Annotated in this window: 29 protein-coding genes; 8 read left to right on the top strand and 21 right to left on the bottom strand. The window is 68.9% G+C overall.

From position 1 onward, the window contains the following. Window positions 1–182: 182 nt before the first annotated feature. Complete coding sequence (locus ABDW59_RS00730; protein WP_343627394.1) at window positions 183–1,124, bottom strand: amino acid ABC transporter substrate-binding protein; 942 nt, start codon at window positions 1,122–1,124, stop codon at window positions 183–185. Between the two features lie 113 nt (window positions 1,125–1,237). Continuing rightward, on the bottom strand, window positions 1,238–2,515 hold the full coding sequence (locus tag ABDW59_RS00725) for an MFS transporter (RefSeq protein WP_343627393.1): 1,278 nt from the start codon (window positions 2,513–2,515) through the stop codon (window positions 1,238–1,240). A 304-nt stretch (window positions 2,516–2,819) separates the two neighbouring features. Here ABDW59_RS00725 and ABDW59_RS00720 point away from each other — a divergent pair, with 304 nt between their 5' ends. From ABDW59_RS00720 to ABDW59_RS00705, 4 genes are all read left to right on the top strand, one after another. Then, complete coding sequence (locus ABDW59_RS00720; RefSeq protein ID WP_343627392.1) at window positions 2,820–3,842, top strand: sensor domain-containing diguanylate cyclase; 1,023 nt, start codon at window positions 2,820–2,822, stop codon at window positions 3,840–3,842. A 73-nt stretch (window positions 3,843–3,915) separates the two neighbouring features. Then, entirely contained in the window at window positions 3,916–4,881 is a 966-nt protein-coding gene (locus ABDW59_RS00715) for a DUF3369 domain-containing protein (protein ID WP_343627391.1), read from the top strand. Between the two features lie 117 nt (window positions 4,882–4,998). Then, window positions 4,999–5,793: an adenosylcobinamide-GDP ribazoletransferase gene (locus ABDW59_RS00710; protein WP_343627390.1), complete on the top strand. Its 795-nt coding sequence runs from the start codon at window positions 4,999–5,001 to the stop codon at window positions 5,791–5,793. A 22-nt stretch (window positions 5,794–5,815) separates the two neighbouring features. Next, window positions 5,816–6,343, top strand: coding sequence for a histidine phosphatase family protein (locus ABDW59_RS00705; protein WP_343627389.1), 528 nt, complete (start codon window positions 5,816–5,818; stop codon window positions 6,341–6,343). Between the two features lie 36 nt (window positions 6,344–6,379). Here ABDW59_RS00705 and ABDW59_RS00700 read toward each other — a convergent pair whose 3' ends face one another. The 16 genes from ABDW59_RS00700 to ABDW59_RS00625 form a co-directional block, all read right to left on the bottom strand. Further along, window positions 6,380–6,634, bottom strand: a complete 255-nt coding sequence (locus ABDW59_RS00700) for a YfhL family 4Fe-4S dicluster ferredoxin (RefSeq protein ID WP_343627387.1) — start codon at window positions 6,632–6,634, stop codon at window positions 6,380–6,382. 3 nt (window positions 6,635–6,637) lie between these two features. Beyond that, window positions 6,638–7,147: a pantetheine-phosphate adenylyltransferase gene (gene coaD, locus ABDW59_RS00695; protein WP_343627385.1), complete on the bottom strand. Its 510-nt coding sequence runs from the start codon at window positions 7,145–7,147 to the stop codon at window positions 6,638–6,640. Window positions 7,148–7,155: 8 nt separating this feature from the next. After that, on the bottom strand, window positions 7,156–7,881 hold the full coding sequence (gene rsmD / locus ABDW59_RS00690) for a 16S rRNA (guanine(966)-N(2))-methyltransferase RsmD (protein ID WP_343627384.1): 726 nt from the start codon (window positions 7,879–7,881) through the stop codon (window positions 7,156–7,158). Next, entirely contained in the window at window positions 7,878–8,636 is a 759-nt protein-coding gene (hisF, locus tag ABDW59_RS00685) for an imidazole glycerol phosphate synthase subunit HisF (RefSeq protein ID WP_343627382.1), read from the bottom strand. Before hisF ends, rsmD begins: the two co-directional genes overlap by 4 nt. A 3-nt stretch (window positions 8,637–8,639) precedes the next feature. After that, window positions 8,640–9,383 (bottom strand): 1-(5-phosphoribosyl)-5-[(5-phosphoribosylamino)methylideneamino]imidazole-4-carboxamide isomerase, encoded by a 744-nt coding sequence (gene hisA / locus ABDW59_RS00680; RefSeq protein WP_343627381.1) that lies wholly within the window; start codon window positions 9,381–9,383, stop codon window positions 8,640–8,642. A gap of 100 nt (window positions 9,384–9,483) precedes the next feature. Continuing rightward, on the bottom strand, window positions 9,484–10,140 hold the full coding sequence (gene hisH, locus ABDW59_RS00675) for an imidazole glycerol phosphate synthase subunit HisH (RefSeq protein WP_343627380.1): 657 nt from the start codon (window positions 10,138–10,140) through the stop codon (window positions 9,484–9,486). Beyond that, a complete protein-coding gene (gene hisB / locus ABDW59_RS00670; RefSeq protein ID WP_343627378.1) occupies window positions 10,137–10,733 on the bottom strand; it encodes an imidazoleglycerol-phosphate dehydratase HisB in 597 nt (198 codons plus the stop codon). Before hisB ends, hisH begins: the two co-directional genes overlap by 4 nt. A gap of 31 nt (window positions 10,734–10,764) precedes the next feature. Then, window positions 10,765–11,850 (bottom strand): histidinol-phosphate transaminase, encoded by a 1,086-nt coding sequence (gene hisC / locus ABDW59_RS00665; protein WP_343627377.1) that lies wholly within the window; start codon window positions 11,848–11,850, stop codon window positions 10,765–10,767. Beyond that, the gene (locus ABDW59_RS00660) at window positions 11,847–12,446 is read right to left on the bottom strand and encodes a PIN domain-containing protein (protein WP_343627375.1); all 600 of its coding nucleotides are present in this window, start codon (window positions 12,444–12,446) and stop codon (window positions 11,847–11,849) included. The genes hisC and ABDW59_RS00660 overlap by 4 nt, the downstream gene beginning before the upstream one ends. Next, window positions 12,443–12,661, bottom strand: coding sequence for a CopG family transcriptional regulator (locus ABDW59_RS00655; protein WP_067061044.1), 219 nt, complete (start codon window positions 12,659–12,661; stop codon window positions 12,443–12,445). Before ABDW59_RS00655 ends, ABDW59_RS00660 begins: the two co-directional genes overlap by 4 nt. Before the next feature lie 148 nt (window positions 12,662–12,809). Further along, on the bottom strand, window positions 12,810–14,360 hold the full coding sequence (locus ABDW59_RS00650) for a methyl-accepting chemotaxis protein (protein ID WP_343627374.1): 1,551 nt from the start codon (window positions 14,358–14,360) through the stop codon (window positions 12,810–12,812). A 141-nt stretch (window positions 14,361–14,501) separates the two neighbouring features. Further along, window positions 14,502–15,812, bottom strand: coding sequence for a histidinol dehydrogenase (gene hisD, locus ABDW59_RS00645; RefSeq protein WP_343627373.1), 1,311 nt, complete (start codon window positions 15,810–15,812; stop codon window positions 14,502–14,504). Between the two features lie 13 nt (window positions 15,813–15,825). Then, a complete protein-coding gene (gene hisG, locus ABDW59_RS00640; protein ID WP_343627372.1) occupies window positions 15,826–16,494 on the bottom strand; it encodes an ATP phosphoribosyltransferase in 669 nt (222 codons plus the stop codon). Window positions 16,495–16,610: 116 nt separating this feature from the next. Then, window positions 16,611–16,886: a BolA family protein gene (locus tag ABDW59_RS00635; protein ID WP_343627371.1), complete on the bottom strand. Its 276-nt coding sequence runs from the start codon at window positions 16,884–16,886 to the stop codon at window positions 16,611–16,613. A 28-nt stretch (window positions 16,887–16,914) separates the two neighbouring features. Next, window positions 16,915–17,697 (bottom strand): ABC transporter permease, encoded by a 783-nt coding sequence (locus ABDW59_RS00630; protein ID WP_343627370.1) that lies wholly within the window; start codon window positions 17,695–17,697, stop codon window positions 16,915–16,917. Continuing rightward, on the bottom strand, window positions 17,694–18,647 hold the full coding sequence (locus tag ABDW59_RS00625; protein WP_343627369.1) for an ABC transporter ATP-binding protein: 954 nt from the start codon (window positions 18,645–18,647) through the stop codon (window positions 17,694–17,696). The genes ABDW59_RS00630 and ABDW59_RS00625 overlap by 4 nt, the downstream gene beginning before the upstream one ends. An 80-nt stretch (window positions 18,648–18,727) precedes the next feature. On the opposite strand from ABDW59_RS00625, the gene ABDW59_RS00620 reads away from it, so the two are divergent. Together ABDW59_RS00620 and ABDW59_RS00615 are read left to right on the top strand one after the other, a co-directional pair. Next, a complete protein-coding gene (locus ABDW59_RS00620) occupies window positions 18,728–19,402 on the top strand; it encodes a TetR/AcrR family transcriptional regulator (protein WP_343627368.1) in 675 nt (224 codons plus the stop codon). A gap of 163 nt (window positions 19,403–19,565) precedes the next feature. Further along, entirely contained in the window at window positions 19,566–19,907 is a 342-nt protein-coding gene (locus tag ABDW59_RS00615) for a hypothetical protein (RefSeq protein ID WP_343627367.1), read from the top strand. 91 nt (window positions 19,908–19,998) lie between these two features. Here ABDW59_RS00615 and ABDW59_RS00610 read toward each other — a convergent pair whose 3' ends face one another. Beyond that, a complete protein-coding gene (locus ABDW59_RS00610; protein WP_343627366.1) occupies window positions 19,999–21,528 on the bottom strand; it encodes a wax ester/triacylglycerol synthase family O-acyltransferase in 1,530 nt (509 codons plus the stop codon). Between the two features lie 175 nt (window positions 21,529–21,703). On the opposite strand from ABDW59_RS00610, the gene ABDW59_RS00605 reads away from it, so the two are divergent. Then, window positions 21,704–21,955, top strand: coding sequence for an acyl-CoA-binding protein (locus ABDW59_RS00605; RefSeq protein ID WP_343627364.1), 252 nt, complete (start codon window positions 21,704–21,706; stop codon window positions 21,953–21,955). 164 nt (window positions 21,956–22,119) lie between these two features. Here the strand turns inward: ABDW59_RS00605 and ABDW59_RS00600 are convergent, their stop codons facing one another. Further along, on the bottom strand, window positions 22,120–23,220 hold the full coding sequence (locus tag ABDW59_RS00600) for an aminopeptidase (RefSeq protein WP_343627363.1): 1,101 nt from the start codon (window positions 23,218–23,220) through the stop codon (window positions 22,120–22,122). A gap of 20 nt (window positions 23,221–23,240) precedes the next feature. Further along, a complete protein-coding gene (locus tag ABDW59_RS00595; protein WP_343627362.1) occupies window positions 23,241–25,265 on the bottom strand; it encodes a molybdopterin oxidoreductase family protein in 2,025 nt (674 codons plus the stop codon). Between the two features lie 244 nt (window positions 25,266–25,509). On the opposite strand from ABDW59_RS00595, the gene ABDW59_RS00590 reads away from it, so the two are divergent. Further along, window positions 25,510–26,586 (top strand): ABC transporter substrate-binding protein, encoded by a 1,077-nt coding sequence (locus ABDW59_RS00590; protein WP_343627717.1) that lies wholly within the window; start codon window positions 25,510–25,512, stop codon window positions 26,584–26,586. The last annotated feature ends 51 nt before the right edge of the window (window positions 26,587–26,637 follow it).

Genomic DNA, 26,637 nt, shown 5'->3' with positions numbered 1-26,637 from the left:
TCGCGGCCTGAAGGCGGTCGGAGGCGCTCCGCCGCCAACCTCGGCCGTCACACTGAAGTCGTCCCTGCGGCGAGGGGGAAACGGGGGAGGCTCGGCCCCATCGCGCCGTGCGGCGCGGAGGCCGTCTCGAGCCGAGCCGCGTCATCCCGACGCGGCCGGCTCTTCGCTCAAATCCGCTCAGATCAGATCGAGTAACCCAGCAGCATCGCCACGCCGGCTTCCTTGTTGGGGCGCTTGAAGCTGTCGCGCGTCAGCCGATTCATCGGGATGGACAGCGCCGAGGTCTGGAACCACTTGCCGTAGAGCTGCTGGATCTCGCCGCTCGCGTACACCCGCGACAGCGCGCGGTCCACCGCCGCGCCCAACTTGGCGTCGCCCTTGCGCATCATGATCCCGTAGGGCTCGACCGAGAAAGCCATCTGCCCCAGGCTCAGGCTGTCCAGCGCCTTGTCCTTGGACGCCAATCCCAGCAGCAGCGCATCGTCCTGCGCGAAGGCCTTGGCCTTGCCGTCGCGCAGCGCCTTGAAGGCCTCGTTGTTGCCCGGGTACTGCACCAGCTGCATCTTGGCTTCGCCGCTATGCTGGAGCTGGTTGAACAGCTTCTCCGACGTCGTGCCCTTGCTCAGCGCGATCGTCATGCCGTCCAGGTCTTTGATGGACTCCACCTTCGCGCCACCCGCCAGCAGCACCCGCATGCCGGCGACAAACACCGTGTAGCTGAAGTCCACCTGCTCCTGCCGCGCCTTGGTGTTGGTCGTGGAGCCGCACTCCAGATCGATCTCGCCCTTCTGCAGCTTGGGGATGCGGTCCGCGCCGGTCACCACCACGTACTGCACCTTCAGCTCCGGCAGCTTGAGCTCGCGCTTGATCTCGTCCACCGCCGCCAGGCACAGCTCCACCGTGTAGCCCTGACCCTGCCGCTGCTCGTTCACGAAGGAGAACGGCCGCGCGGCCTCGCGCACGCCCAGCGTGATGCTGCGGGTCTCGCGGATGCGGGCCAGCGTGTCCGAGGGAGCCGCCGGATCGGCGCAGGCGGTCATCGGGAGCGCCGCGGCCAGGGCGGCGATGGCGGCGGACATGAAAACGGCGCCGCTCAGGCGCCGGGTCGTCGGAAGGGAGGTCATGCGCGGGATCCGTGAAAACCCTGCATTCTAGAGAACCACCCCGTCCTCGCCACCGCGCCGGCCTCCAGCCCGACCGACGGTCGGCATCGGCCGGACGGAAGGCGTGACGGGCATCACGCGGCGACCGCGGCCGACTTTCCTCGCACCAGTTTCCGCATCAGCAGCGCCGCGACCAGCGTCGACGCGCACACCACGTAGCCCACGACGGGGAAGTCGTTGATGTGGCCATCCGGTCCGATGTGGACCAGATGTCCCGCCACCAGCGAGGCCAAACCGCCCGCGAGCTGCTGCAGCGCCGAGTTGATCGCGTTGAAGGAGCCGCGCTGCTCGGGCACCGGCACGCCGGCCAGCGTGGCCTGCGCCGGGATCATGCGCGAGAAGATGCCCACGAACATCACCACGTTCACCAGCACCAGCAGCCACAGCGGCGAGCTGCCCAGACGCGTGTAGTACAGCACCGTGGCCACGGTCACCGCGCAGCCCGTGTAGAACACCCGCATCGCGCCGACGCGGTCCACCATGCGGCCGATCAGCGGCGAGAACACCAGCGTGCAGATCCCCGTGACCAAGTACACCACCGGCAGCGCGGTCAGCGGGATGCCGACGTTGTGCACGACGAAGGCGCTGGCGAAGGGCATCAGCATGAAGCCGCCCGTGGTCAGGAGCGCGGTCAGCGCGAAGGCCAGCTGATGGCGCGGCTTCTTCACCGTCTGCAGCAGATGGCCGAAGGGGCTGTGCTGCCCGGTCCCCGGCGCGTTCAGATGCGCATCGACCGGCTTCATGTTGAAGGCGATCACCAGACCGCCCAGCACGCCGAAGATCACTAGCGCCAGGAAAGGCGCGTGCCAGTCGAAGTGCGAGGCCAGGAAGATCGCGAACGGCAGCCCCAGCACCTGGCTGGCCGCGAAGCCGCCCTGCAGCAGACCCATCACGCGGCCGCGCTGCGCCGGCTGGAACAAGTCGGCCACGATGGCCATCACGATGGAGCCGATCACCCCGCCGAACAGGCCGGTGACCACCCGCGCCAGCAGCAGCGACTCGAAGCTGGTCGCCAGGCCGCACCACAGCGTGCCCAGCAGAAAGCCGGTGTAGAAGAACAGCAGCAGCTTCTTGCGGTCGTAGCGGTCGGCGAAGCCCGCGGTCAGCAGACCGGACAGCCCCGCGCTGAAGGCGTAGGCCGAGACCACGGCGCCGAACTGGGCCGAGCTCATCGACAGCGCCGGCATGATCACCGCGCCCAGCGGCGACATGATCATGAAGTCCAGAATGACGGCGAACTGCAGCAGCGTCAGCAGACCCAGCGCGAAGCGCTGGTACGAGGTGAACGGCAACGGCGCGGCCGGGCCGCCCGGCGCCGCGGCGGCAGCGGGAGGAGTTTGATTCGATGACATGGGGCGGATTCTGCGCACCGGACGTGTCCGGGGCGTAAAGGCATCCCCCAGGCATCCCCCTTTTTTCGCATCGAGGCGGTGCCCACGTGGCGCGCCTGCGTCACCGTGACCTTCGGCGCCAGACCTCACCGGAAACAGGGGGGATGAAGGGCTGCGCGGTCCGATCTAGACTGTGGTCCAGCCGATTCGCGATCCCCATGTCGCGGCCTCGCGGCGACCCGCCATCCGCAGCGCGTCCGCGATCGTTCCGCCACGGATCGGCCAAGTCCAGGGAGTGGTCCTTCGCAGCGATCGGGAGCGATCGATGCCCAGCCGCGAGGCGCTACTCCGCATCATCGAGATCCACAGCCAGGTCGCCCAGCTCGGGCTGGATCTGGCGGGCGTGATGTCGCTGTCGGTGCACGGGACGCTGGATCTCGTGGAAGCCGACGGCGCCGCCATCGAGCTTGCGGAGGGCGAGGATCTCGTCTACCGCGCCGTGGCCGGGGCCGCGTCGCATCAGCTCGGCGTGCGCGTGCGCCGGGACGGCTCGCTGTCCGGCCTCTGCCTGCGCGAGTCCCAATCCCTGATTTGCGCCGACACCGAGACCGATCCGCGCGTCGACCTCGAGGCCTGCCGCCGCGTCGGACTGCGCTCGATGGTCGTGCTGCCGCTGCTGCACCAGGGCACGCCGGTGGGGGTGCTCAAGGCCTTCTCCAGCCGCCCGGCCCGCTTCGGCCCGCACGAGATCGAGGTGCTGGCGCTGATGTCCAAGGTGCTGGGCGCGGCCATGTACTGGGCCACGCGATATGGCCGGGACGACCTCTTCCACCGCGCCACCCACGACGACATGACCGGCCTGGCCAATCGCTCGCTGTTCATGGACCGCCTGCGCCACGCCACCGCCGAAGTCGAGCGCGGCGATCCACCGATCGCCGTCGTGCTGCTGGACATGGACGGCCTCAAGCGCATGAACGACACCATGGGCCATGCCGCCGGGGACGCCGCGATCATCGAGTTCAGCCGCCGCCTGGCCGCCGCCACCCGCGAGTCCGACACCGTGGCCCGGCTGGGCGGCGACGAGTTCGCCGTGCTGCTGACCCGCAGCGGCTCCGCGATGACCCTGGAGGCGACGCTGGACCGCATCCACCAGTCGATCGAGGGGCCCTTCAACTACGCCGATCGGGTGCTCACGCTGCGCGCGAGCATGGGCGCGGCACGTTGCCCCGAGGACTGGCGCGACGCGACGGCCCTGGTGGAATGCGCCGACTCCCGCATGTACGAGTCCAAGCGGGCGCGCCAGGGCGCCGAGCGCGATTTTGTCGACGTACGGTTGCCGCCCCGCTGATCTCCCCGGATTCCGCCTGTCACGAGGGCTGCCCATAATGGCCGCTCGACAAGAAATGCCCAGGGAGGATCCGATGACGGACATGGTGTTCGAGGACGAGTTGCCGGAGACCGGAGACACCGGTCGCGCACGCGCGCTGGACCCGTGGGTGGTCATGGTCGTCGACGACGACCCGGCGGTGCACCAGGTCACGCAGCTGGTGATGGCGGACTTCGAATTCGCCGGCCGCAAGCTGCAGTTCCTCAGCGCCTACAGCGGCAACGAAGCCCGGGACATCCTGCGCGATCGCCAGGACATCGCGCTGATCCTGCTGGACGTGGTGATGGAGTCCGAGCACGCCGGACTGGACGTGGCGCGCTTCATCCGCGAGGAGCTGGGCAACACGCAGGTCCGCATCGTGCTGCGCACCGGGCAGCCGGGCCAGGCACCCGAAGAGCACGTCATCAAGACCTACGACATCAACGACTACAAGGAAAAGACGGAGCTGACCAAGCGCAAGCTGATCACCGTCTTCTACTCGGCGCTGCGCTCGTACCGGGACATCGTGATGCTGTCGCGCTCGCGCCAGGCGCTGCGGCGCTCGATCGACGCGATCACCCGCATTCACGATTCGAGCAACCTGGGCCACTTCGCCTCGGCGCTGCTCGAGCAGGTGGCGCGCATGCTGGGCCATGAGGCGCAGGGGCTGTGCGCGAGCCGCATGTCGGCCTATGCGGCCTCGCATGCCGAAGGGCGGCTGCGCGTCCTGGCGGCGACCTCGGAGTACCAGGGCCTGCTGCCCGACGGCGACGTCGCCGACCTGCCCGTCGAGGTGCGCGCGGCGCTGGACCGCGCGCTGCTGACGCGTCAGAGCGGCTTCGAGGACGGTTGCTTCGTCGGCTACTACCGGACGCATTCGGGCAACGAGAGCCTGCTTTACATGGTGCTGTCCGATCCCATCGACGACGAGGGTCGCGAGTTGCTCGACATCTTCTGCGCCAACGTCGCGATCGCCTACGAGGGTCTGCTGGAGCGGGATCACGGGCCGGTGAGCGTCTGAGCCCGCCGGGGCGGACCCGAACGCCCAGGGGAGCGGCCGGGCGGCCCGTATCATCGCGGCCGTCCCCTCCGATCCGATTCAAGCCCGCGGCGCGTGAGCCTCGCGGGCTTTGCGTTCATGCATCAAGTCCGCCTGTTCTTCATCGCCCTGCAGTTCTTCACCCGCGTGCCGGTGCCGCGCTGGGTCGGCTTCGAGCCCGCTTGGCTGCAGCAATGCGCGCGCTACTTCCCGCTGGTAGGCGTGGTGGTGGGCGGTTTCTCGGCCCTGGTGCTGGGGGCGGCGCAGTCGGTATTTCCCGCGACGGTGGCCGTGGGGTTGGCGATGGCGGCCGGCGTCTGGCTCACCGGCGGCTTCCACGAGGACGGCCTGGCCGACACCTGCGACGGGTTGGGCGGCGCGGTGTCGCGCGAGAAGGCGCTGACCATCATGAAAGACTCGCGCATCGGCAGCTATGGGGCGCTGGGGCTGATCCTGGTGCTGGGCATCAAGGCGACGGTGCTGCTGGGGCTGGTCGACACGGATCCCTCGCTGGCGACGATGGCGCTGGTGTGGGCGCATGTGGCCTCGCGCGCGGCGCCGGTGTGGATCCTGCATCACCTGCCCTATGCCGGCGACGCCGAGCACGCCAAGGCCAAGCCGCTGGCGACGCGCGTCGGAGGGCCTGGCCTGGCGATCGCGCTGGGGCTGGTGCTGGCGGTCTCGCTGGTGTGCGCGTGGCTCGCGCCGGAGAACGTGCCGCTGCTGCTGGGCGCGGTGGTCACGTCGGCGGCGCTGACCTTCCACATGCAGTCGAGACTGGATCGCCGGCTGGGCGGTTACACCGGCGACACGCTGGGCGCGACCCAGCAGATCGTGGAACTCGCGGCCCTGCTCGCCTTCCTGGGCCTGGCGCCGCTGTTTCCGGCGTCGTGAGCACGCGGACGAGATTGCTGGGATGAGCGCGACCATCACCGTCTGGCGCCATCCGCGGCCCGAGGGCGCAGCGGGTCTGTGCGTTGGCGCGCGATCCGATCTGGCGGTGCCCGCGCGTCGCGCGAAGCGGCTGGCGCGACGCATCCAGGCCTATGCGAGGAAGCATCGCCTCGCGCATGAGGTGTGGACCTCGCCGCTGAGGCGGTGCGCGGATGTGGGACGCTGGTTGAAGCGCTGGGGCTGGCGGCATCGCATCGATGCGGCGCTCGCGGAGATCGACTTCGGCGCCTGGGATGGCCGGCCCTGGGCGCGGATTCCGAAAACGGAGATCGACGACTGGGTACGGGACTTCGCGGGCTTCGCGCCGGAGGGCGGGGAGTCGCTGCGGGCGCTGCTGAAGCGCGCGTCGTCCTGGTCGGGCGGTGAACTGGTCGTCAGCCATGGCGGCTGGATGCTGGCGCGGCGATGGGCGGGAGCCCATCCCGGGCAGCCGCCGCGGGCGGATCAGTGGCCCAGGCCGCCGGCGTACGGGGAGCGCTGGACGCTCTGACGGCTCAGCGATGGCGCGGTCGGACGACCGGCCGGATCAAGCGGCCTGTTGGGTCAGCCGCACGTACTTCTGCATGAGCGTCTCGCGCGATTCGACATGCTCAGGGTTGACTGGGATGCAGGCCACCGGGCACAGCATCGCGCATTGCGGCTCGTCGAAATGGCCCACGCACTCGGTGCACTTGCCCGGGTCGATCTGATAGAACTCCTCGCCCATCGAGATCGCCTGATTCGGACACTCCGGCTCGCACACATCACAGTTGATGCATTCGTCGGTGATCATCAAGGCCATGGCTTACTGCTCCCCACGGTTCTTGGCGATGCGCGCTTCCAGGCGCTCGCGCACCCGCGGCGACACGAACTTGGAGACATCGCCGCCCAGCGTCGCGATCTCCCGCACGAAGGTCGACGAGATGAACTGGTAATGGTCGGACGGCGTCAGGAACACCGTCTCCACGTCCGGCATCAGCTGCCGGTTCATGCCGGCCATCTGGAACTCGTACTCGAAGTCGGACACGGCCCGCAGTCCGCGCACCACGACCTTGCCATCGTTCTGCAGCACGAAGTCGCGCAGCAGCCCCCTGAACGCCACCACCTCGACATTCGGATACGGGGCCACCAGCTCGCGCGCCATCTCCAGGCGCTCGTCGACGCTGAACATGGTCTTCTTGTGATGCCCGGCGGCGACCGCCAGCACCAGGCGCTCGAACAGCCGGCTGGCGCGACGCACCAGATCCTCGTGGCCGAGGGTCATCGGATCGAAGGTGCCGGGATAGACGGCCGTCAGCAGGGTCTGCGAAGTCATGGGGCGGATTATCCGCCGCGGCGCAGCAGGCGGTAATGCACCGCCCCGGCCCGCCCTTCCTTCCATACGGACAAGCCAAGCGCCGCAGGCGCTTCGACGGGCTCGGGCGACTCCAGATAGATCAGCCCATGCGGCGACAGCAGCGGCGCCGCGGCCGCCAGCGCCGGCAGGAACAGGTCTTGCGCGAACGGAGGATCCAGGAACACCAGATCCAGCGAGCCCGGCGCCGCGCGGCGCATCCAGGCCAGCGCGTCGGCGTTCTCAATGGCCATCGGGACGGTGCCGTCCTTGTCCAGCCGCTTGAGGTTGGCCCGCAGCGCCGTCGCCAGAGACCCGTCGCGTTCGAGCAGCGTGACCTGCGCCGCGCCACGCGACGCGGCTTCGAAGCCCAGCGCCCCGCTGCCGGCGAAGGCGTCCAGCACCCGCCAGCCGGCCAGGTCGTGGCCGAGCCAGTTGAACAGAGTCTCGCGAACGCGATCCGGCGTCGGACGCAGGCCGGGGCTCGCGGGCACGGGCAGCTTGGAGCGCTTCCAGACGCCGCCGACGATGCGGACTTCGCCGGGCCCCGCGTCCCGCGGCGCCTTGGGTCTGGGCTTGATGGCGCCCTCGCCCACCGTGACGCGCGGGCCCGGTCGGCTGGAACGCTTCAGGCCGCTGTTCAGTCCGCTGACATCGGCATCGCGGCCGGCGCCTTGATCGCGGCCCTTGCCGCGGCCGCTGGAGGACGCGCTCATTGCCGGACCGGAATGCCTTGCGCCGCCATCAGCGCCTTGGCCTCGCCCACGGTGTGATCGCCGTAATGGAAGATGCTTGCGGCCAGCACCGCGTCGGCGCCGCCTCGGGTGATGCCGTCGGCCAGGTCCTGGAGCGAGCCCACGCCGCCCGAGGCGATCACCGGCACGCTCACCGCGTCCGCCACCGCGCGCGTCAGCGCCAAGTCGAAACCGCTCTTCGTGCCGTCGCGGTCCATGCTGGTGAGCAGGATCTCGCCGGCGCCGAATTCGGCCATCCTCGTCGCCCACTCGACCGCATCCAGGCCGGTGTTCTTGCGGCCGCCGTGGGTGTAAACGTCCCAGCCGCCTCCCTCGCGCTTCTTGGCGTCGATCGCGACCACGATGCACTGCGCGCCGTACTTGTCCGAGGCCGCGCGGATCAGCTCCGGATCCGCGACCGCGGCCGAGTTGAAGCTGACCTTGTCCGCGCCCGCGTTCAGCAGCCGCCGCACGTCGGCGACCGAGCGCACGCCCCCGCCCACCGTCAGCGGGATGAAGACCTGAGATGCCACGCGCTCGATGATCGGGAGGATCAAGTCGCGGCCGTCGCTGGTGGCGGTGATGTCCAGGAACGTGAGTTCGTCGGCGCCTTGCTCGTTGTAGCGGGCGGCGATCTCGACCGGATCACCGGCGTCGCGCAACTCGACGAAGTTGACGCCCTTGACGACGCGACCGCCGGTCACGTCCAGGCACGGGATGATCCGCTTGGCCAGCACCGCTCAGCCTCCGTTCAGCTCGTCGGCGCGCAACTGCGCCTTGGCGAAGTCCAGATCGCCGGTGTAGATCGCGCGGCCGCAGATCACGCCGCCCACGCCTTCCGACTCGACCGCGCACAGCGCCTCGATGTCGGCGATGTTGGACAGCCCGCCCGAGGCGATCACCGGGATCGTCAGCGCGCGCGCCAGCGTCACGGTGGCGTCGATGTTGATGCCGGTGAGCATGCCGTCGCGGCCGATGTCGGTGTAGATCACGCCCTCGACGCCGTAATCCTCGAACTTCTTGGCCAGATCGACGACCTCGTGGCCGGTGAGCTTGCTCCAGCCGTCGGTGGCGACCTTGCCGTCCTTGGCGTCCAGGCCCACGATGATGTGGCCGCCGAAGGCCGACGCGGCGTCCTTCAGGAAGCCCGGATTCTTCACCGCGGCGGTGCCGATGATCACGTAAGACAGGCCGTCGTCCAGATAGCGCTCGATGGTGTCCAAGTCGCGGAAGCCGCCGCCCAACTGCACCGGAATGTCGTCGCCGACCTCGCGCAGGATGGCCTTGATCGCGGCCTCGTTGACCGGCTTGCCGGCGAAGGCGCCGTTCAGGTCCACGAGGTGCAGACGCCGCGCCCCGGCGTCGACCCATCGGCGCGCCATCTCGGCCGGGTCTTCTCCGAAGGTCGTGGAGTCATTCATGTCGCCTTGCTTGAGGCGGACGCACTTGCCGTCTTTGAGATCGATCGCGGGAATCAGCAGCATGGCCGAAGGGGCTGTGGGTGGAGGAAGAGGGACAACGCCCGAGAGGCGCGCGCGGGGCAAGACCGGTCGCCCGGTCTCAAGGCTTCAGGGCTTCAGGGCTTCAGGGCTTCCAATGCAGGAAGTTGCGGTACAGAGCAAGCCCGGACGCGGCACTTTTCTCGGGGTGGAATTGGGTGGCAAAAATGTTATCCCGCGCCACGGCACAGGTAAAGCGCAGACCGTAGTCGCTGTCGCCGGCGCTGTGGCCGGCGTCTTCGGTCTCGGCATAGAAGCTGTGGACGAAGTAGAACCAGCTCTCGTCCGGCACCTCGCCCCAGACCGGGTGCGCCCGGGTCTGGTGCACGCGGTTCCAGCCCATCTGCGGCACCTTGAAGCGGCTGCCGTCCGGCTGCCGGCGGCCCTCGAGCTGGAAGCGCTTCACGTGGCCGGGGATCAGGCCCAGGCCGGGGGTGTCCTGTTCCTCGCTGTGGTCCAGCAGCATCTGCATGCCGACGCACACGCCCATCAGCGGCTTGTTGGCGGCGGCGTCCAGCACGGCTTCCTTCAGCCCGCTGTCGGCGAGCTCGCGCATGCAGTCGCGCATCGCGCCCTGGCCCGGCAGCACGATGCGTTCGGCGGCGTAGACCTCTTCGGGCTTGGACGTGATGAGCACCTTCACGCCCTGATCCTGCGCGGCGGCGATCACCGCCTGCGAGACCGAGCGCAGATTGCCCATGCCGTAGTCGACCACGGCGACGGTCTTGGGCTGAATGCTCACAGCGTGCCCTTCGTCGAGGGGATCACGCCCAGCGAGCGCGGGTCCAGCGTCATCGCCATGCGCAGCGCGCGGCCGAAGGCCTTGAACATGGTCTCGCACTGGTGGTGCGCGTTGTGGCCCTTGAGGTTGTCCACATGCAGCGAGACCAGCGCGTGATTCACGAAGCCCTGGAAGAACTCGTAGGTCAGCTGGGTGTCGAAGGCGCCGACCGAGCCGGCGGTGAACTTCACGTCCATCTCCAGACCGGGGCGTCCGGAGAAGTCGATCACCACGCGCGACAGCGCCTCGTCCAGCGGGACGTAGCTGTGGCCGTAGCGGGTCAGGCCCTTCTTGTCGCCGATCGCCTGCGCGACGGCCATGCCCAGGGTGATGCCGACGTCCTCGACCGTGTGATGGCCGTCGATGTGCAGGTCGCCCTGGGCCTCGATCTCCAGATCGATCAGCCCGTGGCGGGCGATCTGGTCCAGCATGTGATCGAAGAAGCCGATGCCGGTGTTCAGCTTGGCCTGGCCGGTGCCGTCCAGATTCACGCGCACGCGGATCTGGGTTTCCTTTGTGTCGCGGCGGACTTCGGCGATGCGTTCGGAGCTCATGGGGATTCCAACGGTGGGATCGGGATCGGGATCAGGTCAGCGAGGCGCGCAGCGCCTCCAGCAGGGTGGCGTTCTCGTCCGGCGAGCCCACGGTCAGGCGCAGGCAGCGCGCCAGCAGCGGATGCATGCCGGAGACATTCTTGACCAGCACGCCGCGCGACTTCAAGCCGGCATGCAGCGCATCCGCATCGGGGACGCGCACCAGGATCATGTTGCCCTGGCTGGGGAAGGTCGTCACGCCGGGCAGCGTCTTGAGCGCCGCCTGCAGCCGCTCGCGCTCGGCGCGCAGCTCGGCGGCCTGGCGCTCGTAGACCTCGGCATGCTCGAGCGCGAACAGACCGGCCTCGGCGTTCAGCACGCTGATGTTGTAGGGCGGGCGCAGCTTGTCGATGTGGCCGATCAGCTCGGCGTGGCCCATCAGGTAGCCGATGCGCACGCCGGCCAGGCCGAACTTGCTCATGGTGCGCATGACCAGCACGTTGGCGTGACGCGCCATCAGACCCATGGCGTCGCGCTCGGCGAAGGGCTGGTAGGCCTCGTCGATCACGACCAGCCCCGGCGCCGCGGCGGCGATGCGCTCGATCACGGCCTCGTCCCAGAGGTTGGCGGTGGGGTTGTTCGGATAGGCCAGGTAGACGATGGCGGGCCGCTCGCGCGCGATGGCGGCGAGCATCGCGGCCTCGTCCAGCTCGAAGTCCGGGGTCAGCGGCACGCCGACGAAGTCCAGGTGCTGGTACTTCGAGGACAGCTCGTACATCACGAAGCCCGGCAGCGGTGCCAGCACGGCGACGCGCTGGCCCGGCCGGCACACGGCCATCGCCAGCAGCGAGATCAGCTCGTCCGAGCCGTTGCCCAGCATCAGGCCTTGGCCTTCGGGGAGCTTGGCGTGCGCGGCCAGCGCCTGGGCCAGCTCGCCCGTGCGCTCGCCCGGATAGCGGTTGATCGCGACGCGGCCCAGCCGCTCGCCCAGCGCGTGCTGGAGCGCCTCGGGCAGGCGGTAGGGGTTCTCCATCGCGTCGAGCTTGATCAGCCCGGCGGCGGGATGCACCTGGTAGGCCCGCATCGCGCGGACGTCGGCGCGCAGCGTGTTCAGGGCACGGTCGAGAGCAGCGTTCATGGGGAGACGGCGGCCAGAGGGGGGACGGAATCGGAGGCGCCACCGAAGGCGCCGTCGGACGCGGACACGCCGGCCGGCAGCGCGCGCAACGGGTCGACGATGAGCACGCTGTCGTAGAGCTGGCCGTGCGGCAACGCCAGGCTGAGCAGCGTCTCGCAGCCTTGGGCCTTGGCGGCGGCGACGATCAGGGCGTCGGCGTAGGGCAGCGAGAAGCGGCTCTCCAGCGACCAGGCGGACTCGACGGTGGCGTGGTCGGTGGACCAGGGCGTCCAGCGCTGGTAGCGGCGCACCTCGGCGCGCGCGTCGCCGTTGGGCATGGCGGGCTCGATGCGGGTGGTGACCGTGAGGTAGAAATCGTTGAGGACCTGGCTGGAGGTGCGGCCCAGGCGTTGCTGCCAGAGCGCGCGCAGCCAGCGCATCGCCTGCAGGCGGCGCAACGGGTCGGCGCCGTCCTCGCTGAGGATCAGGACGGAGGTGTCGACGAAGACCGGGGCGGTGAGGTCGATGGAGGCCATCGGGGCCTCGGTCCCGGTGAACGCGGCCTTGGCGCCGTTCGCGGCGTTCACCGCGGCGCGTGGAGCGGCGCCCTTCTTCACAGCAGCTCCCGGCCAGGGTAGGCCGAGCCGTCGGAGGACCAGGTGCGTTCGCGGTGCAGCCAGTCCTGCAAGGCGCGCTCGTAGGCGTCGTCGTGGCGCATCTTCTCGGCCAGCAGCTCGCCGACCAGCCGCGACACGCTGGTGTTGCGCCGCGCTGCCTCCAGCCTCGCCCACTCGGCGACGCTGTCTTCCATGGTCACGGTGACGTTTTTCATCAGGGGCGTAGGCTAACACGAAGTTCGTGGAACACGAAGTTCGTGGAGACAAAGACCACAGGGGCTTGGAGACCCCGAAGACCCTCTCCCCTGCCCTCTCCCGCAAGCGGGCGAGGGGGCCAATCCCTGAGCGTCGCAGCGGAAGCGCTCAGTGACGCAGCTGGAACTGGGCAACGACCTGCTGCAAGCTGCCGGCCTGCTCACGCAGCGACTCGGAGGCGGCGGAGGATTCCTCGACCAGCGCGGCGTTCTGCTGGGTGACCTCGTCCAGACGCTGCACGGCCTGGCCGACTTCCATCAGGCTGGTGCTCTGCTCCTGCGTCGCCGAGGAGATCTCCTGGATGATGTCCGTCACCCGCTGCACCGCGGCGACGATCTCCCGCATCGTCTCGCCGGCATCGCCGACCAGGCGCGAACCGACATCCACGCGCTCGACGCTCGCACCGATCAGCGTCTTGATTTCCTTGGCCGCCTCGGCGCTGCGTTGCGCCAGCGAGCGCACCTCGCTCGCCACCACCGCGAAGCCGCGGCCCTGCTCGCCAGCCCGGGCCGCCTCGACCGCCGCGTTCAACGCGAGGATGTTGGTCTGGAAGGCGATCCCGTCGATGGTGCCGATGATGTCGGCGATCTTGCGCGACGAGGCATTGATCTGCTCCATCGTGTTGACCACCTCGGACACCACCGCGCCGCCGCGGTCCGCGACCTGGCTGGCGTTCAGCGCGAGCTGGCTGGCTTGACGCGTCGAGTCCGCGTTCATCCGCACCGTGTCGGTCAGCGCCTGCATGGTCGCGGAGGTCTCCTCCAGGCTGGAGGCCATCTGCTCGGTACGTGCGGACAGGTCCGCGCTGCCGGCCGCGACCTCGCCGCTGGACATGGCGATGCTCTCCGCGCTGACGCGCACCGCCGACAGCGAACGGTTCAGCGCCTCGCGCATCGCGCCCAGGGCCTGCGCCAGCTGGCCGAGCTCGTCGCGGCGCGAGGTGTCGACCTCGATCGCCAGATTGCCTTCGGCCACGCGCTGGGCGACGCCGACCATCTCGGTCAGCGGACGCACCGTGCTGCGGGTCAGATAGAACGCCAGCGCGGCGCCGGCACCGACTGCCGCGACCAGCAGCACGATCATCGTCGTCACCACGGCGCGATAAGTCCTGCGCGACTCCTCCGCGCTGGCCTTGGCGCCGTCCGTGTTCAGGTCGACGATCTTCTGCATCGCCTGCACGAGGTCGATGAAGGCCTTGGCGGACTCGTTGACCACCGTGCCCATGTACTCGCCGCGGTTGCCGGCCTTGCGGGCGGCGATCAGCTTGTCCTGCACCCCGGTGAAGGCGGCGTACTTGGCCTGCGCGTCCTTCCACAGCGCCGTCTCCTCGGGCGAGGAGATCAGCCCTTCATAGGCCTTGGCCAGCTCGGGGAGCTTCTGCTCGCGCAGCGACTTGATGCGCTCCTGCTCCTGTTCGACCTCGACGATCACCTCGCGCAGGCACATCGCCATCTCGGCGCGGCGCAGCTCGTTGAGCTGCCCCCGATAGGCGTTGACCGCGTTGATGGACGGGATCCAGTTGGAGGCCATGTTCTCGACATCGCGCTCGATCACCTGCATCCGGTTGATCGCCACCAACCCGACCACCACGGTCGCCAGCAGCACCGCCGCGAACCCCAACGAAATGCGTACCCCGACGCGCAGGTCCGAGAACTTCATCTTGGCCATCCTTGTTCTTTGGATCAGCTTGCGATGCTAGTTCTGCGCACATCGGGGCGAATGTCGGAACAGCGGCAAAAGTCGCGTTTTTGTCCTGCGCCCGTCACGGGCGTTGCAAACGTGCGAAATGTGTCGCGCCGTTCAGCGCTTGAGCCGGAACTCCGCCGCTTGGGCGTGCGCTTGGAGCCCTTCGCCATAGGCCAGGGTCGCGGCGATGGGGCCCAGCACCTGGGCGCCGGCCTCGCTGACCTCGATCAGGCTGGAGCGCTTCTGGAAGTCGTACACGCCCAGCGGCGACGAGAAACGCGCCGTGCCCGAAGTCGGCAGCACGTGGTTCGGGCCGGCGCAGTAGTCGCCCAGCGATTCGCTGGTGTAGGCGCCCAGGAAGATCGCGCCCGCATGGCGCAGCAGCGGCTCCCAGCGATGCGGATCGACGCTGGAGACCTCCAGATGCTCGGGCGCGATGCGGTTGCTGATCTCGCAGGCCTCTTCCATCGAGCGCGTGTGGATCAGCGCGCCCCGCCCTTCCAGCGAGGCTCGGATCACGTCCTTGCGCGGCATGCCGGGCAGCAGGCGCTCGATGGCCTGGCGGACCTGCTCGATGTAGGCCGCGTCCGGGCACAGCAGGATGCTTTGCGCGAGCTCGTCATGCTCGGCCTGGCTGAACAGGTCCATCGCGACCCAGTCCGGCGGCGTCGTGCCGTCGGCCAGCACCAGGATCTCGCTGGGGCCCGCGATCATGTCGATGCCGACCTGGCCGAAGACGTGCTTCTTGGCGCTGGCGACGTAGGCGTTGCCCGGGCCGGTGATCTTGTCCACGCGCGGAACGGTCGCCGTGCCGTAGGCCAGTGCCGCCACCGCCTGCGCGCCGCCGACGGTGAAAGCGCGGTGCACGCCGGCCACATAGGCGGCCGCCAGCACCAGCGGATTCTTCTCGCCGCGCGGGGTCGGGACAACCATCACGATCTCCGGCACGCCGGCAACCTGCGCGGGGATCGCGTTCATCAGCACGCTCGACGGATAGGCGGCCTTGCCGCCCGGCACGTAGATGCCCACCCGGTCCAGCGGCGTGACCTTCTGGCCCAGCAAGGTGCCGTCCTCGTCGCGGTAGCTCCAGCTCTCGCCGCAGGCCTGCTTCTGCCGCTCGTGGTAGCGGCGAACGCGCTCGGCGGCCTGGGTCAAGGCCTTCGCCTGATCGGCCGGCAGACCGTCGAAGGCGGCCTTGAGCTCTTCACGCGTCAGCTCCAGCGCGCCGAGCGAGTCGGCGCTCAAGCCGTCGAAGCGGGCGGTGTACTCAAGCACCGCCGCGTCGCCGCGGGCGCGCACGTCGGCCAGGATCTCGGAGACGCGCGTCTCGATGGCGGCATCGGTCTCGGCCGACCAGTGCAGCACGCGTTGGAAAGCGGCATCGAAGTCGGCCTGGGCCGTGCTCAGGGAACGCAGATTCAGCATGGCGGGCTCCCGGTCAGGCCGTGGCGGAGGCGATGGCGGCGACATCGCCCTGCACCGCCGAGCCGATCGCGTCGATCAGCGGCTTGAGCTGCGCGCGCTTGAGCTTGAGCGCGGCCTGGTTGACCACCAGGCGCGAGGAGATGTCCATGATGCGTTCGACCTCGACCAGCCGGTTGGCCTTGAGCGTGCTGCCGGTGGAGACCAGGTCGACGATGGCGTCGGCCAGGCCGGTCAGCGGCGCCAGCTCCATCGAGCCGTAGAGCTTGATCAGGTCCACGTGCACGCCCTTGTCGGCGAAGTGCTGGCGGGCGATGGCGGTGTACTTGGTCGCCACGCGCAGGCGCGAGCCCTGTCGCACGACGTTCTCGTAATCGAAGTCGTCGCGCACGGCCACGCTCATGCGGCACTTGGCGATGCGCAGGTCCAGCGGCTGGTACAGACCCGCGCCGCCATGCTCGATCAGCACGTCCAGGCCCACCACGCCCAGGTCGGCGCCGCCGTACTCGACATAAGTCGGCACGTCCGTGGCGCGCACCAGCACCACGCGCACGTCGGGCTGGTTGGTCGGGAGGATGAGCTTGCGCGAGCTCTCGGGATCCTCCAGCACGGTGATGCCGGCGGCCGCCAGCAGCGGCAGCGTCTCTTCGAAGATTCGGCCCTTGGAGAGCGCCAGGGTGATCATGCGATGTCCTCGGTGAACATGCGCCTCGGCGTCGAGGCGCGGGGGCTGTTCAGCGGGACGGCAGCGGGTTCACCGGACGGCGCCGCACCGCCACCCGCCGTCTGGCCGGGTGGCTATCAGGAATGATGATGAGCTTGCTCGAGCGTCGAGCCTTGCTGCGCCCACTCGGTCGGCGTCAGCGTCTTCATCGACAGCGCGTGGATCTGCTCGCGCATGCGGTCGCCCAGTGCCTGGTAGACGCGCTGGTGGCGCTTCACCCGGCTCAGGCCGTCGAACTCGGCCGACACGATGGTCGCGAAGAAATGACGGCCGTCGCCCTCGACCTGCAGCTCGCTGCAGGTCAGGCCCGCGGCGATATAGGACTGGACTTCGGTGGGGGTGGGATCGGCCATGATGGGGCGGGATTCTACTCGGGTGCGTTCAGTGACGGATCTTGTAGCCGCGGCGCAGCAGCTCCAGCGCGATCCCGGCGACCACCGCGAAGGCCGCGGCAACCATGCCCAGGCTCAGCCACGGGGAGGCGTCGCTCACGCCGAAGAAACCGTGGCGGAAGCCGTCGATCATGTAGAAGAACGGGTTCAGGTGGCTCACGCCCTGCCAGAACGGCGGCAGCGATCCCACCGAGTAAAAGACGCCCGACAGGAAGGTCATCGGCATCACGATGAAGTTCTGGAAAGCGGCCATCTGGTCGAACTTCTCCGCCCACAAACCGGCGATCAGGCCCAGCGTCCCCATCAGCGCGGCGCCCAGCACCGCGAAGGCCAGCACCCACAGCGGATTGGCCATGCCCGGCGGCGCGAACCACACGGTGGCGATGAACACGCCCGCCCCGACCATCAGGCCGCGGATCACGGACGCACCCACGTAGGCCAGGAACCAGGCCCAGTGCGATAGCGGCGTCACCAGCAGGAACACCAGGTTGCCGGTGATCTTGCTCTGGATCAGCGAGGAGCTGCTGTTGGCAAAGGCGTTCTGCAACACGCTCATCATCACCAGGCCCGGGATCAGGAAGCTGGTGTAGCCCACGGTCCCGTAGACCTTCACGTGATCCTCCAGCACATGGCCGAACACCAGCAGATAGAGCACCGCGGTCAGCACCGGGGCGCCGACGGTCTGGAAGCCGACCTTCCAGAAGCGCAGCACCTCCTTGTAGAAGAGCGGGCGAGCGCCTTCGAGGCGGATGGGGAAGTGGCTGGCGCTCATGCGCGGCCCCCTTGCATGATTTCGATGAAGACGTCCTCGAGGTCGGCGCGGCCGATCTCCAGGTCCTCGATGGGCACGGCGGCCTGACGCAGCGTGGCCAGGATCTGCTCGACCTCGGCCGCGTCATGCGCGGTCAGCTGGACGATGCGGCCGGTGACCCGGGCGCGCTCGGACAGCGCCAGCGGCAGCGCCGAGTCGGTCTTGAACTGCAGCATCGTGGAGGCGGTCCCGGCCAGCAGCTCGGAGGTGCGGTTCAGCGCGACGATCTTGCCCTGCTTGAGCATGGCAATGCGATGGCACAGCGCCTCGGCCTCTTCCAGGTAATGCGTGGTCAGCAGGACGGTGTGGCCCTCGCGATTCAGGCGGGCGATGAACTGCCACAGGGTCTGGCGCAGCTCGACGTCCACGCCGGCGGTGGGCTCGTCCAGCACGATGACCGGCGGACGGTGCACCAGCGCCTGCGCCACCAGCACCCGGCGCTTCATGCCGCCGGAGAGCTGGCGCATGTTGTTGTGGGCCTTGTCGGAGAGGCCCAGGTGGTGCAGCAGCTCGTCGATCCAGTCGTCGTTGTTGCGCACACCGAAGTAGCCGGACTGGATGCGCAGCGTTTCGCGCACGCTGAAGAAGGGGTCGAAGACCAGCTCCTGCGGCACGATACCCAGCTTCTTGCGGGCGCTGGCGTAGTCGTCGACCACGTCGTGACCCAGCACCGAGACCTGACCGCCGCTGGCGCGCGAGAGGCCGGCCAGGATGCTGATCAGGCTGGTCTTGCCGGCGCCGTTGGGGCCGAGCAGGCCGAAGAACTCACCGGGCTGGATGTCGAAGCTGACGTCGTCCAGGGCCTTGAACTGGCCGGTGCGGTAGGTCTTGCTGACGTGGCTGAAACGCAGGGCGGGCGGGCCGTCCGCCTGGGGCGCGGCGGCCGGCTGTTGGGGGGGGCTTGCGAGCATGGGCGGCGATTGTAGGCAGGGGGGTCGTCCCGTGCCCGCCTGGGGACATGACAGAATGCCGCCACTTCCGCCCCACTCCCATGGCCACCAAGAAGCCGCGCCGCACCGCCGAACGGATCCTCGAAGTCACGCTGGACCTCTTCAATCGCTTCGGCGAACCGAACGTCTCGACCACGCTGATTTCGGCGGAGCTCGGCATCTCGCCCGGCAACTTGTACTACCACTACCCAGCCAAGGACGAGCTGATCAACGCGCTGTTCAACCGCTACGAGAAAGCCCTCTCGGAGCTGCTGGGCGCGGTGGACAACGTGCGGGACGTGGAGGACGCCTGGCTGTTCTTCCACATGCTGTTCGAGCTGATCTGGCAGCACCGCTTCCTGTACCGCGACCTGAACGACCTGCTGTCCAAGAACCGCAAGCTGGAGACGCACTTCCAGAACGTGCTGGCGCAGAAGACGCAAGCCATGCAAGGGATGCTGGGCGGGCTGCAGCAGAGCGGCGCGCTGCAGATGCAGGTGCGCGAGGCGGTCCCCACCGCCAACGCGATGGTGGTGCTGCTGAGCTACTGGCTGAGCTTCGAATACGTGCGCGATCCGCGCAACGCGCTGGAGCCCGAGCGCGCCGGCGAGGCGCTGATGCGCGGCGCCTTCCATGTGCTGGGGCTGCTGCTCCCGTATCTGGAGCCCAGCTCGCGGGATCACCTGTTCCGCCTGGCCGGCAAGTACCAGGGCGGGGGCGGGGACGGCAAGGCCTGACCCCGGGATCCGGGACACCGGCTAGCACCAACGCGGTCGGCGACCCTCGGAACAAACCCTGAAAACGTGCGCAGCCGGACCCCGCACTCGGGGTTTGGCGGGCCGTGGCGACCCCCTATAAATTAGGGATATCGCATTCACCGACACCAAGGGACCGACCTCCATGAAGCGCATCCTGACCGCCGCCGCCACGACCCTGCTGGCGCTGATCGCCCCGATGGCCCACGCCGCCAAGACGCAAGAGAACGCCGACGCCAAGGCCCTGCGCGCCGAATGCGCCGCCAAGCACACGGTCGCGTTCGAGGCGCCGGCCGCCCCCAACGAGTACCGCTTCGTCTACAACAAGGGCGAGTACCGCGGCGAAGCGCAAGCCGGCAAGCCCGTCGCCTGCGGCGAGTCGCAGTACGTCGAGTACCTGGCCAGCGCCGATCCGGTCCGCGTCATGAATGCCTACCCGACCGCAGCCGGCCGCCCGAAGGCCGCCAACAAGGCCGCGAGCAAGTAAGCCCGCCTCTGCCGCGGCGCCGCTCGGCCCATCGCCGACCGGTCCGGCCCGCAGCGACGACGACGCCACCTGCGGGTGGCGTTTGTGCTTGTCAGGACTCCCAGGGGAGCATCAGCGCGAGCACCAGCAGCTGCTGGAACTCCGGCTCGAAGTGGGCCACGATGCGCTCCGGGTCGGGGCACAGGCCCGCGTCGGCGATGAGGCCGAACTGCACCTGACCGGCGTAGGTCAGGATGCTCACGCCCAGGCTCATGTCGCCGGCCTGCGGCGCCCAGAACATGATGCGCTCGACGGTCGCGCCGCACAGGCGCAGCGGCAGCGTCGGCCCCGGCACGTTCGTCATCAGCGCGGTCGCCTTGCGCGACAGCGTCTTGAGCATGCCGCGCTGCGCGGCCTTCTCCACCGTCCCCGAGGTCGCCATCAATCCCAGCGACAGCGCCGGGCGCAGGCTCTGCTTGAGCGCCTGCGTCTGCGCATGGACTGCGTAGAGGCGCTTGACCGGATTCGCGATGCCGATGGGCAGCGGCAGCGGCACCATGCCGAAGCGGTTGCCCAGCTGCCAAGCCGTTTCCAGCGGCCGCAGGTTCACGGGGACCAGCGCGCGGATCTCTTGACCGGCGGTGTCGTCGCCGTGCTTGCGCAGGTACTGGCCGATGGCGCCGGCCACGCAGCCCAGCAGCACGTCGTTGACCGACACGTTGAGCGACTTGCCCACCGCCTTGACCGCGTCGAGCGGCAACGGCGCGCCCCAGGCCACGCGCTTGGCGCGACCGGCCTTGCCCTTGAGCCGCGTCTTCGCGTCGTCGGGCGCGTCGGTCAGCGCGGCGGCGTCCTCGAGCAGCCGGCGGCGCAGGCGCTCGGCGGGCTCCACGGGATCGACCCGTGCCGCATCGCGCGCGCCGGCCTCGGTCATCTGACGGATTTCGCCGACGGTCCAGGCGTTGATCGGCTTGATCATCGCGTCGGCCAGCCATTCCGGCTCGGAGTCCGGATCGAGGCCGGCATCGGCGTCGGCCTTGGGCGGCGCGAGACCGCCATCGGTGATGGACAGCATCACCGCGATCAGCGCGATGCCGTCGGCGATGCAGTGGTGCACGCGGGCGATGAGCACGCTGCCGCCGTCGTGATGCTCGATCAGATGCAGCTGCCAGAGCGGACGCGCAGGATCCAGGGGCTCGGCGGCCAGCTCGGCGAGCCGGTCCTGCAGCGCGCCGTCCAGCGAGCGGCCCTTGCCGCGGGGCAGCGACTCGCTCACGACGTGATGGGCGACGTCGACGGGCCGGTCCTCGATCCAGAAGGCTTCATCGCCGGCCTCGACCACGCGTTGGCGGAAGCGCGGAAAACGCATCAGGCGCTCGGCGACGCGCTCGCGCACGGCGGCCAGCGTCACGGCGGGCCGCAGGAACAGGATGCCGTTGATCACCATCCGGTTGGCTTCGGTGTCCAGGCGCAACCAGGCCGTGTCGAGCTTGGACATGGGCTCCGCGCCGGCGGGCTTCTTCGCGGACTTGGCCGGAGCCTTGGCTCGAGACTTGACCTGCGACTTGGCCGAAGATGTGGCCGGCGTCTTCGCGGCCTTGGCGATCTTGGACGCGTTCGAACGTGGCGCGGTGGTGGGCAATGCGATCTCCTGGCGAGCGAGGCGGACGGCGGGATGGGCTCAGGGATGAGGAACCGGATGATGCGTCATCTAGAGAGCGGGCCCCAGTGCGCGCGGCCGGCGATGGTTAACATCGCGCGATCCGTCCCGATTGTCGCCAACGGGACGCCTGCTGACTGCCAAAAGGGAGACCTTCATGAGCCTCAAGGACCAATTCGACGCTGCTGTCGCCGATTCCAAGAACCTGCCGGAGCGTCCGGACAATGCGACGCTGCTGAAGCTGTACGCGCTGTTCAAGCAAGCCACGACGGGCGATGTCGAGGGCGACCGCCCCGGCATGACCGACTTCGTGAACCGCGCCAAGTGGGACGCGTGGAAGACCCTGGAAGGGAAGACCAACGATCAGGCGATGCAGGACTACATCGATCTGGTGGAAGGTCTGAAGTAATCGCTGCTCAATGGCCGGCACCGCCGCCGGCCGCATCGCGGAGCCGCCCCACTCGGGCGGCTTCGTCGTTTCTGGCGGTCTCCGGGGCGGGCGGCCGTGAATAGAAACAATCGCCGTCGCCGCACAGTCCGGCGATCTGACGAAACGCGAACTTCCCCGGGATGTCAGCGCCGCGCCAGCGCGGCCCGCCGCTCGTCCTTCGGCAGCTTGGCCAAGCGCTTGACCTCGGCGTAGAAGCGCACCCAGTCCGAGCCTTCGCGCTCAAACAGCCGGATGAAATCCGGCACCAGGTCCGTGTAGCTGCCCTGGATCGCCAGCGCCGGCAGGGTCAGGCCTTGCACCCAACGGTCGAAGCGCGCATCGCCGCCCCACTGCTCGCGCTTCATGCGCTCGTAGTCGGCCCGCATCGTCGCCAGCGCCTCGGCCTTCCCTGCGCGCTTCTCGTCGTCGCTGGCGGTGCTCTGGAACACCTCGCGCAGTCGGTCACGCGTCGTCTTCAGCAAGGCCTGCACCTGGTCCTGCCGCGCCCGCGATTGCTCGTCCTCGCGCAGCGCCTCGGGACGCGCCGACAACCAGCGCGTCACGCCGATCTGCTCGACCGCGGTGGCGAAGCTCTCGTTGAAGGTCGTGTCGTCGCTCGCATAGGCGACCTGGTGCGCGAGCTCATGGAAGATCATCCGCGCCAGCTGCCCCTCCGGATACCGGATGAAGGTGTTGAGCAGCGGATCGCCGCCCATCCAGTTGCTCCAACCCAGCGACGAGTAGGCCGGCACCCCGTAGACGTAGGGCTCGTAGCCCTCCCGCCGCAATTCCTGGGCGAGCTCGCGTGCCGCCTCCGGCTTGAAGTAGCCGCGATAACCCGCGCAGCCCATGATCGGATAGCACCAGGTCTTGAGCTGCAGGCTGAGCTCCGGCGTCGCGACCACATTCCAGACCGCCGCGCCGCGTTTGAGATCGGCGTAGCGCCGGTAGCTGTCGTTGTCGGGCAGCTTGAGCTCAACGGAGGCGTAATCGCGGATGGACTTGGTCAGCACCAGGCGCTGGCGCAGCTCGGGGTCGAGGTCCTCGCGCGCGAGCCAGTCGTCGACCGGCTGCGCCGAGCGCACCAGCGACAGATGCCCCGACAGCGACTGCCCGTAGTAGCCCAGCTGCGCGCAGCCGCCGAGCACCACCAGCGGCACGGCCAGCAGCGCCGTCAGCAGCAGTCGCCAGTGTCGTCGCCCGCGCCGCATCAAGGCGGAGGACATCGCGGACATCGTGGTCATGATGGACATCGATGCCGATCTCAGCCCGCGGCCACTTCAACGAGGCAGTCGTAGAAGCACGGCGCCCGGCCCAGGTCGGTCAGGCGCTGATGCGTCACCTCGTTGACGTTGCGGCCCTCCGCGCCCAGTTTGCGCCACCACACGCCCAGCCCGTGCACGACGCCGGCGCGCGCTCGCGCGTTCACCGCCAACCGGCAGCGATAGCTGCCGCGGTCGTTGAAGACCCGCACCATCTGGCCGTCGCTCAGGCCGCGTGCCGACGCATCCGCGGCGTTCATCTCCAGCAGCTGCTCGCCCTCGATGTCGCGCAGGCTCTTCACGTTGACGAACGTGCTGTTCAGGAAGTTGCGAGCCGGGGGCGAGATCATCGCCAGCGGATAGCGCGCGGCCAGCGCCGGATCGCTCGCGCGGCTCTCATAGTTGGGCAGGTAGTCCGCACCGCGCGCATCGGCCTTGCCGTCGCGCGACGGGAAGCCGCCCTCGGCGAAAGGCGCCTGCGACAGCGGCAGGGTGAACCAGCCGCGCTCGCGCAGTTGCGCCAAGTCCACGTCGTCGCGGAAGGCCTGACGCAGCAGCGCTTCGTCGTCCTCCTGGAAGGCCGGATCGTTGAAGCCCATCGCCGCCGCCAGGTCGCGGAAGATCTGGGTGTTGGCGCGCGACTCCCCCACCGGCGCGATCGCCGGCTCGTTGATCAGCACGTCGGTGTGACCGTAGCTCAGATGCACATCCAGGTGCTCCAGCTGCGTGGTCGCCGGCAGCACGTAATCGGCCAGATCCGCCGTGTCGGTCATGAAGTGCTCCAGCACCACCGTCATCAGGTCCGCGCGCGCGAAGCCGGCCGCCACCTTGGCCGACTCCGGCGCCACCGCGACCGGATTGCTGTTGTAGACGATCACCGCCTCGACCTGGGGGCCGAACGCGGGCGAAGCCTCGCGCAGCAGGTCGTCGCCGATGGTGCTCATGTTGATGGTCCGCGAGGCGCGGCCGCCGCGCAGATCCGGGCGCTCCAGCGCCGGATTCTTGAAGGGCGCGAACCAGCCCGAGCTCGACAGCAGCAGCCCGCCCGCGCGATGACGCCAAGCACCGGTCAGACAGGGCAACAGCGCGATCAGCCGCACCGCGTTGCCGCCGCCGCGCACGCGCTGCATGCCGTAGTTCAGCCGGATCGCCGCCGGCGCCAGCGTCGCGTAGTCGCGCGCCAGTCCGCGCACCTCGTCGGCGCTCAAGCCGCACTCGGCGGCGGTGCGTTCGGGCGTCCAGGCGAGCGCCCTTTCGCGCAACTCCTCCCAGCCCTCGACGTGGCGGGCGATGTAGTCGTGGTCCAGCCAGTCATGCGCGATCAGCTCGTGCATCAGGCCCAGCGCGAGCGCGCCGTCGGTGCCCGGCAGCAGGGCCAGGTGTTGATGGCACTTGTCGGCCGTCTCGGTCTTGCGCGGATCGATGCAGATCAGCTTCGCGCCCTCGCGCTTGGCCTGGTTGGCGAAAGTCCAGAAGTGCAGGTTGGAGGCGATCGAGTTGCTGCCCCAGATCAGGATCAGCTTGGACTCCGCGTAATACGGCAGGTGCATGCCGACCTTGTGTCCGTAGGTCGCCGCCAGCCCTGCACCGCCGGCCGACGAGCAGATCGTGCGGTCCAGGAAGGATGCGCCAAGCCGGTGGAAGAAGCGCGCCGCCATGGCCTCGCCCTGCAGCATCCCCATGGTGCCGGCGTAGCTGTAGGGCAGGATGGCCTGCGGGTCGCGGGCGGCGATCGCCTTCAGGCGGGCGGCGATTTCCTCCAGCGCCTGCGCCCAGGAAATGCGCTCGAAGCGCGGCGCCTCGTGCTTGGCGCTGACCCGCTTGAGCGGATGCAGCACGCGCTCGGCGTGATAGGTGCGCTCCGGGTAGCGCGAGACCTTGGTGCACAGCGCCCCATGCGTGCTGGGGTGTTCGGGTTGCCCCTGCACCTTGACGACGCGACCGTCCTCGACGGTCACCTTCAGCGCGCAGGTGTCTGGGCAGTCATGGGGGCAGGCGCCCTTGACGATGCGAATGGCGGACAGCATGCGCGAACTATTGCACAGGCACCACACCATTGCGTTTCCTTACCGAACTCGGGGACGAGGACCCGCGCACGAAACGCTAAGCTCGCGCGCTGGGAGGCCGAGATCAGGTCGTGACGCATCGAGCCTCCGGCGACCGCCCGCCCCGCGGCGGCGGTCGTCCAGAACCTACACGCCACCCGGGAGCCCCCCTTTGCATCGCCGCCACCTCCTCGCCTCCGTCAGCGCCCTCGGCGCGCTCGCCACCCTGCCGGCCGCCGTGCGCGCGCAGGGCCGCCGCCTGGTGCTGGGACAGTCGGTGCCGCTGACCGGGCCGGCCGCGCAGCTGGGCATCCAGATGCAGGCGGGCGCCAAGCTCTACTTCGACGCGGTCAACGCCGCCGGCGGCATCAACGGCACGATCATCGAGCTGCGCACCCTGGACGACGGCTACGAGCCCGACCGCTGCAAGGCCAACACCGACAAGCTGATCAAGGACGAGGTGTTCGCGCTGTTCGGCTACGTCGGCACGCCGACCTCGCTGGCCGCGCTGCCGCTGGTCAACCAGAACAAGATTCCCTTCGTCGCGCCGCTGACCGGCGCCGAGGCGCTGCGCGATCCGATCAGCCCCTGGGTCTACCACGTGCGCGCCAGCTACTACGACGAGACCGCGCTGATCGTGAAGCAGCTGACCCAGCTGGGCCTGATGCGCATCTCCGTCTTCCATCAGAACGACGCCTACGGCAAGGCGGGTCTGGACGGGGTGCTGCGCGCGATGAAGCCGCTGGCCATCCAGCCGCAGGCCACCTCCACCGTCGAGCGCAACAGCGTCGACGTGGCCAAGGCGGTCAAGGACCTGGTCTCGACCGGCGCGCCGCCGGAGGCCATCGTCATGATCGGCGCCTACAAGAGCTGCGCCGCCTTCATCCGCGCGGCCCGCAAGGCCGGCTACGGCGGCGTGTTCTACAACGTGTCCTTCGTGGGCACGCAGGCGCTGCTCGACGAGCTGGGCAAGGACGCGATGGGCGTGGTCGTCAGCCAGGTCATGCCCTACCCCTTCGGCAACGCGATCGGCGTGGTCCAGGAGTACCAGAGCGCCGCCACCAAGGCCGGCCAGAAGTTCAACTACACCGCCATCGAGGGCTACATCGCCGCCAAGGTGATCAGCGAGGCGATCCGCCGCATGGGCGCGCGCGCCAGCCGCGAAGCGCTGGTCGCGGCGCTGGACGGAATGGGCAATTTCAATGCCGGCGGCTTCACGGTGAAGTTCGGTCCCGGCAAGCATGTGGGCTCGAATTTCGTCGAGCTGTCCATGCTGACCGACGACGGGCGCGTGAAGCGCTGAGCCGCTAAACTGCTCCGTTCCCAGCGACAGACCACGCGCTGTCGCGAAGAC

Source organism: Roseateles sp. (assembly GCF_039595295.1).
Lineage (GTDB): Bacteria > Pseudomonadota > Gammaproteobacteria > Burkholderiales > Burkholderiaceae_C > Roseateles.
Note: the sequence above shows the minus strand (reverse complement) of the source record. Positions and strands in the feature narration are given on the sequence as shown.

Bases quoted from the DNA above. Each gene is read 5' to 3' on its own strand.
- ABDW59_RS00730 (WP_343627394.1), bottom strand. From the start codon at position 1,124: ATGACCTCCCTTCCGACGACCCGGCGCCTGAGCGGCGCCGTTTTCATG.
- ABDW59_RS00725 (WP_343627393.1), bottom strand. From the start codon at position 2,515: ATGTCATCGAATCAAACTCCTCCCGCTGCCGCCGCGGCGCCGGGCGGC.
- ABDW59_RS00720 (WP_343627392.1), top strand. From the start codon at position 2,820: ATGCCCAGCCGCGAGGCGCTACTCCGCATCATCGAGATCCACAGCCAG.
- ABDW59_RS00715 (WP_343627391.1), top strand. From the start codon at position 3,916: ATGACGGACATGGTGTTCGAGGACGAGTTGCCGGAGACCGGAGACACC.
- ABDW59_RS00710 (WP_343627390.1), top strand. From the start codon at position 4,999: ATGCATCAAGTCCGCCTGTTCTTCATCGCCCTGCAGTTCTTCACCCGC.
- ABDW59_RS00705 (WP_343627389.1), top strand. From the start codon at position 5,816: ATGAGCGCGACCATCACCGTCTGGCGCCATCCGCGGCCCGAGGGCGCA.
- ABDW59_RS00700 (WP_343627387.1), bottom strand. From the start codon at position 6,634: ATGGCCTTGATGATCACCGACGAATGCATCAACTGTGATGTGTGCGAG.
- coaD (WP_343627385.1), bottom strand. From the start codon at position 7,147: ATGACTTCGCAGACCCTGCTGACGGCCGTCTATCCCGGCACCTTCGAT.
- rsmD (WP_343627384.1), bottom strand. From the start codon at position 7,881: ATGAGCGCGTCCTCCAGCGGCCGCGGCAAGGGCCGCGATCAAGGCGCC.
- hisA (WP_343627381.1), bottom strand. From the start codon at position 9,383: ATGCTGCTGATTCCCGCGATCGATCTCAAAGACGGCAAGTGCGTCCGC.
- hisB (WP_343627378.1), bottom strand. From the start codon at position 10,733: ATGAGCTCCGAACGCATCGCCGAAGTCCGCCGCGACACAAAGGAAACC.
- hisC (WP_343627377.1), bottom strand. From the start codon at position 11,850: ATGAACGCTGCTCTCGACCGTGCCCTGAACACGCTGCGCGCCGACGTC.
- ABDW59_RS00655 (WP_067061044.1), bottom strand. From the start codon at position 12,661: ATGAAAAACGTCACCGTGACCATGGAAGACAGCGTCGCCGAGTGGGCG.
- ABDW59_RS00650 (WP_343627374.1), bottom strand. From the start codon at position 14,360: ATGAAGTTCTCGGACCTGCGCGTCGGGGTACGCATTTCGTTGGGGTTC.
- hisD (WP_343627373.1), bottom strand. From the start codon at position 15,812: ATGCTGAATCTGCGTTCCCTGAGCACGGCCCAGGCCGACTTCGATGCC.
- hisG (WP_343627372.1), bottom strand. From the start codon at position 16,494: ATGATCACCCTGGCGCTCTCCAAGGGCCGAATCTTCGAAGAGACGCTG.
- ABDW59_RS00635 (WP_343627371.1), bottom strand. From the start codon at position 16,886: ATGGCCGATCCCACCCCCACCGAAGTCCAGTCCTATATCGCCGCGGGC.
- ABDW59_RS00630 (WP_343627370.1), bottom strand. From the start codon at position 17,697: ATGAGCGCCAGCCACTTCCCCATCCGCCTCGAAGGCGCTCGCCCGCTC.
- ABDW59_RS00625 (WP_343627369.1), bottom strand. From the start codon at position 18,647: ATGCTCGCAAGCCCCCCCCAACAGCCGGCCGCCGCGCCCCAGGCGGAC.
- ABDW59_RS00620 (WP_343627368.1), top strand. From the start codon at position 18,728: ATGGCCACCAAGAAGCCGCGCCGCACCGCCGAACGGATCCTCGAAGTC.
- ABDW59_RS00615 (WP_343627367.1), top strand. From the start codon at position 19,566: ATGAAGCGCATCCTGACCGCCGCCGCCACGACCCTGCTGGCGCTGATC.
- ABDW59_RS00605 (WP_343627364.1), top strand. From the start codon at position 21,704: ATGAGCCTCAAGGACCAATTCGACGCTGCTGTCGCCGATTCCAAGAAC.
- ABDW59_RS00600 (WP_343627363.1), bottom strand. From the start codon at position 23,220: ATGACCACGATGTCCGCGATGTCCTCCGCCTTGATGCGGCGCGGGCGA.
- ABDW59_RS00595 (WP_343627362.1), bottom strand. From the start codon at position 25,265: ATGCTGTCCGCCATTCGCATCGTCAAGGGCGCCTGCCCCCATGACTGC.